A 3148-nucleotide genomic window follows, 5' to 3' on the forward strand; every position below is an offset into this window, starting at 1 on the left:
AAGCCATCTACGCCGGCGCCGAGAACATGTGACCGCGGTGGGGGCCCCGTGACCGGGGCCCCCACCCCCATCCCATCTTCACGAGAGACGAGGACGAAGCTCATGAACAAGCGCTACGCACTGGCCGCACTCGCGACCGCGGCGGTCGCCCTTCCCCTGGTCGGGGTCGGCATCGCCACGGCCGACGAGGACGACGCCCCCGAGTACACCAACACCCAGAACCCCGGCCAGCTCGGCACCTCCGTGGTGGCGATCCTCGAGGAGCTGACGTTCCAGGGCACCGACGCCCTCAACGGTGACAACCGTCCCGACGGCGCCAACGGCGTCGAGAACGAGTTCCCCCCGGCCGACCCCCGCCAGGTCGAGGGCCCGGTCGGTGGACTGCTGAACGGTCCGTTCGACTAGGGAGCAGTCGGACCCACCATCGACGCACCGGTCCCGGGCCATCTCCTCCCGGGGCCGGTGCGTCACCGCTCGACCGTTCGGGTGGCCAGGGCGCCAGCCGAACGAGTGATATCCGCCGACTGGTCGACACTCCGTCGATGAGAGAGCACGCCCGAGCGAGGCCCCGCATCTGCACCACCGATGCGGGGTTTCGTCCCTTTTCTGCGTCCGTGGAGCACCCTGTTCACTCCCCGGGCCCGGGGCACGCCGCGTACCGCGGCGACATCCGGTTCGTTGCCCCCTTCGACATGCCGCACGCACGGCTCACCCCGTCGCCGCCCGGCATCCTCGGTACGAGGCGACGGTGCCCGCGCGGCACCCGCAGGTCGACGGCCGACGAACAGGAACTCCCCGCATGGCCCAGCACCACTTCGCCTCCCCGCAGCCCGCGGCGCCCCGCGCCATGGTCAGCCGACGCAGTTTCCTCGGCTTCGTCATCGCCGCACCGACGCTCGTGGTGGCGGCGGAGCTGAGCACCGGTGTCCTGGGCCTGGCCCCGACCGCCGCGGCCGACCCGCTCGTGTCCGTGCCGCAGACGCCGGAGATCTACGACCTGCTCGACGCCCTGCGCGACGCGGCCCGCCCCACGGCGAACCTCATCCGCATCCAGGTCAACCGCGACAGCACCGTGTCGTTCGAGCTGCCCCGCTCCGACAACGGCCAGGACATCATCGGCTACGCCAAGATCGTCATCGCCGAGGAGATGGGTCTGGATCCCGAGCAGGTGAACGTCACCCTGGCCGACGCCCGACCGGAACTGCTGTTCAACCAGCTCACCGGCGGTTCGAGCACCGTCTTCACCACCTTCACCCCGATCCGGGTGGCGGCGGCGATCGCCAGCGGGCGCCTGCTCGCCGCCGCGTCCGCCCAGCTGGAGCAGGAGGTCAACCTGCTCACCACCCGCCGTGGCGTCATCACCGACACCCTGGGTGCCGCCATCCCGATCGGCGACCTGGCCGAGATCGCCTCCAGCGATGTGACCGAGCCGGTCGAGGTCCTGCTGAAGCCGCGCGAGGACTTCTCCGTCATCGGCACGCCGCGCAACAAGCCCGACCAGCTCGCGATGGTCACCGGCGCCAAGAAGTTCGTGACCGACCTGACGATCCCCGACGCCCTGCCGACCATGGTCTGCCGGGCGCCCACGCTCAACGGCACGGTCGAGTCCGTCGACAACATCGACGAGGTCCGGCAGCTGCCGGGCGTCACCGACGTCGAGGTGATCGGCACCGGCATCGCCGTGCGCGCCGCGACCTTCGGCCAGTGCATCGACGCCATCCAGGTGCTGCGCGCCCAGTGGGGCGAGGGCACGGCCGAGGGGGCGAGCGACGACTCGGTGCTGGAGCAGGTCCGGGCGGCCCAGCTGCCGCTGGTCGTGCCCGCAGGCGTCGTCGGTGACAGCATCGAGAGCGAGCACACCTTCTACTTCCGCAGCGGCAGCTCGCTGGAGACCAACTCCGCCATCGCCGACGTGCGCGACGGCAGTGCCGAGATCTGGGCCCCGGCGAAGAACCCGATCGCCGCGCAGGGCGAGATCGCCAAGATCCTCGGCCTGCCGGTGAGCGCCGTGACCTTCCACGTCGTCCAGGGCGGCGGGTCGTTCGGCCGCAAACTGTTCTTCGACGGCGCCCTGGAGGCCGCGGAGATCTCGCAGAAGATGGGCAAGCCCGTCAACCTCATGTGGCACCGCGCCGACGACTCCCGCGTCGGGCGTGTGCACCCGCTGTGCACCTCGCGGATCCGCGCCGTCGTCGCCGGGGACAAGGTGCTCAGCTTCGAGCAGCGTCACACCAGCGTCTCCTCGGAGATCAACCCGGGCCTGGGCGAGCCGATCACCGCGGCGGCGATCAAGCTCCCGCTGGCCAACCTGGCGTTCTCCGAGTCCGTCTTCGAGCTGACGCAGGTCGCGCACTACGACTTCGGGGTGAGCACGCGCCTGCTCAACGAGGTCGACATGCGCTTCAACACGCAGTCGACCCGCAACATCTACTCCCCCGACGTCACGGCCGCCCGCGAGCTCATGGTCGACCGGATCGCCGAGCAGATGGGCAAGGACCCCTACGAGTTCCGCCGGGAGTTCCTCAAGTCCGACCGGGCGCGCGGGGTGCTCGACAAGGTCGCCGAGGAGGGCGACTGGGGCAGGTCGATGCCGGAGGGCACCGCCCAGGGGATCGGCTTCCACTTCGAGTACAAGGGCGTGTCGGCCTGCCTGGTCGAGATCGACTGCCGCCCGGAGACGGTGAACCGGCCGATCCGCGAGGGCGTCACCGGGCCGCGCGTCACCAAGGTGGTCTTCGCCATCGACCCCGGCCTGGTCATCAACCCGCGCGGCGTCGAGGCCCAGATGATGGGCGGCATCAACGATGCGATCGCCAACATCCTCACGGCGAGCCTGCACCTGACCGACGGCTACTTCGTCGAGGCGAGCTGGGACAACTACTTCTACACCCGGCAGTGGAACACCCCGATCGAGATGGACATCCACATCGTCGACTCCGGGTTCCCCGAGCCCGGCGGCATCGGCGAGGCCGGCGTGGCCTCCGCCGGGGCGGCCGTGGCCAACGCCTACCGGCGGGCCACCGGCATCACCCCGGAGTATTTCCCGATCAACCACCGGGACCCGTTCCCGTTCGAGCCCAAGCCGGTCGTGCCCCCCGTCCCCCAGTCGCCGACCAACGGCCTCGAGTTCACCTTCTAGGAGCTCCCC

The 3148-nt window shown here is 70.3% G+C and carries 2 protein-coding genes; both read left to right on the forward strand.

Going from position 1 to position 3148, the window contains the following annotated elements:
• Positions 1-102 precede the first annotated feature (102 nt).
• Positions 103-405 (forward strand): hypothetical protein, encoded by a 303-nt coding sequence (locus PHY01_RS25955; protein WP_141282889.1) that lies wholly within the window; start codon positions 103-105, stop codon positions 403-405.
• A gap of 394 nt (positions 406-799) precedes the next feature.
• Entirely contained in the window at positions 800-3139 is a 2340-nt protein-coding gene (locus tag PHY01_RS25960; protein ID WP_141282892.1) for a molybdopterin cofactor-binding domain-containing protein, read from the forward strand.
• The last annotated feature ends 9 nt before the right edge of the window (positions 3140-3148 follow it).

This window comes from Pseudonocardia hydrocarbonoxydans (assembly GCF_006539565.1).
In the GTDB taxonomy this organism is placed as follows: domain Bacteria; phylum Actinomycetota; class Actinomycetes; order Mycobacteriales; family Pseudonocardiaceae; genus Pseudonocardia; species Pseudonocardia hydrocarbonoxydans.

Coding starts and splice junctions, on each gene's coding strand:
- PHY01_RS25955 (WP_141282889.1), top strand. CDS start 103: ATGAACAAGCGCTACGCACTGGCCGCACTCGCGACCGCGGCGGTCGCC.
- PHY01_RS25960 (WP_141282892.1), top strand. CDS start 800: ATGGCCCAGCACCACTTCGCCTCCCCGCAGCCCGCGGCGCCCCGCGCC.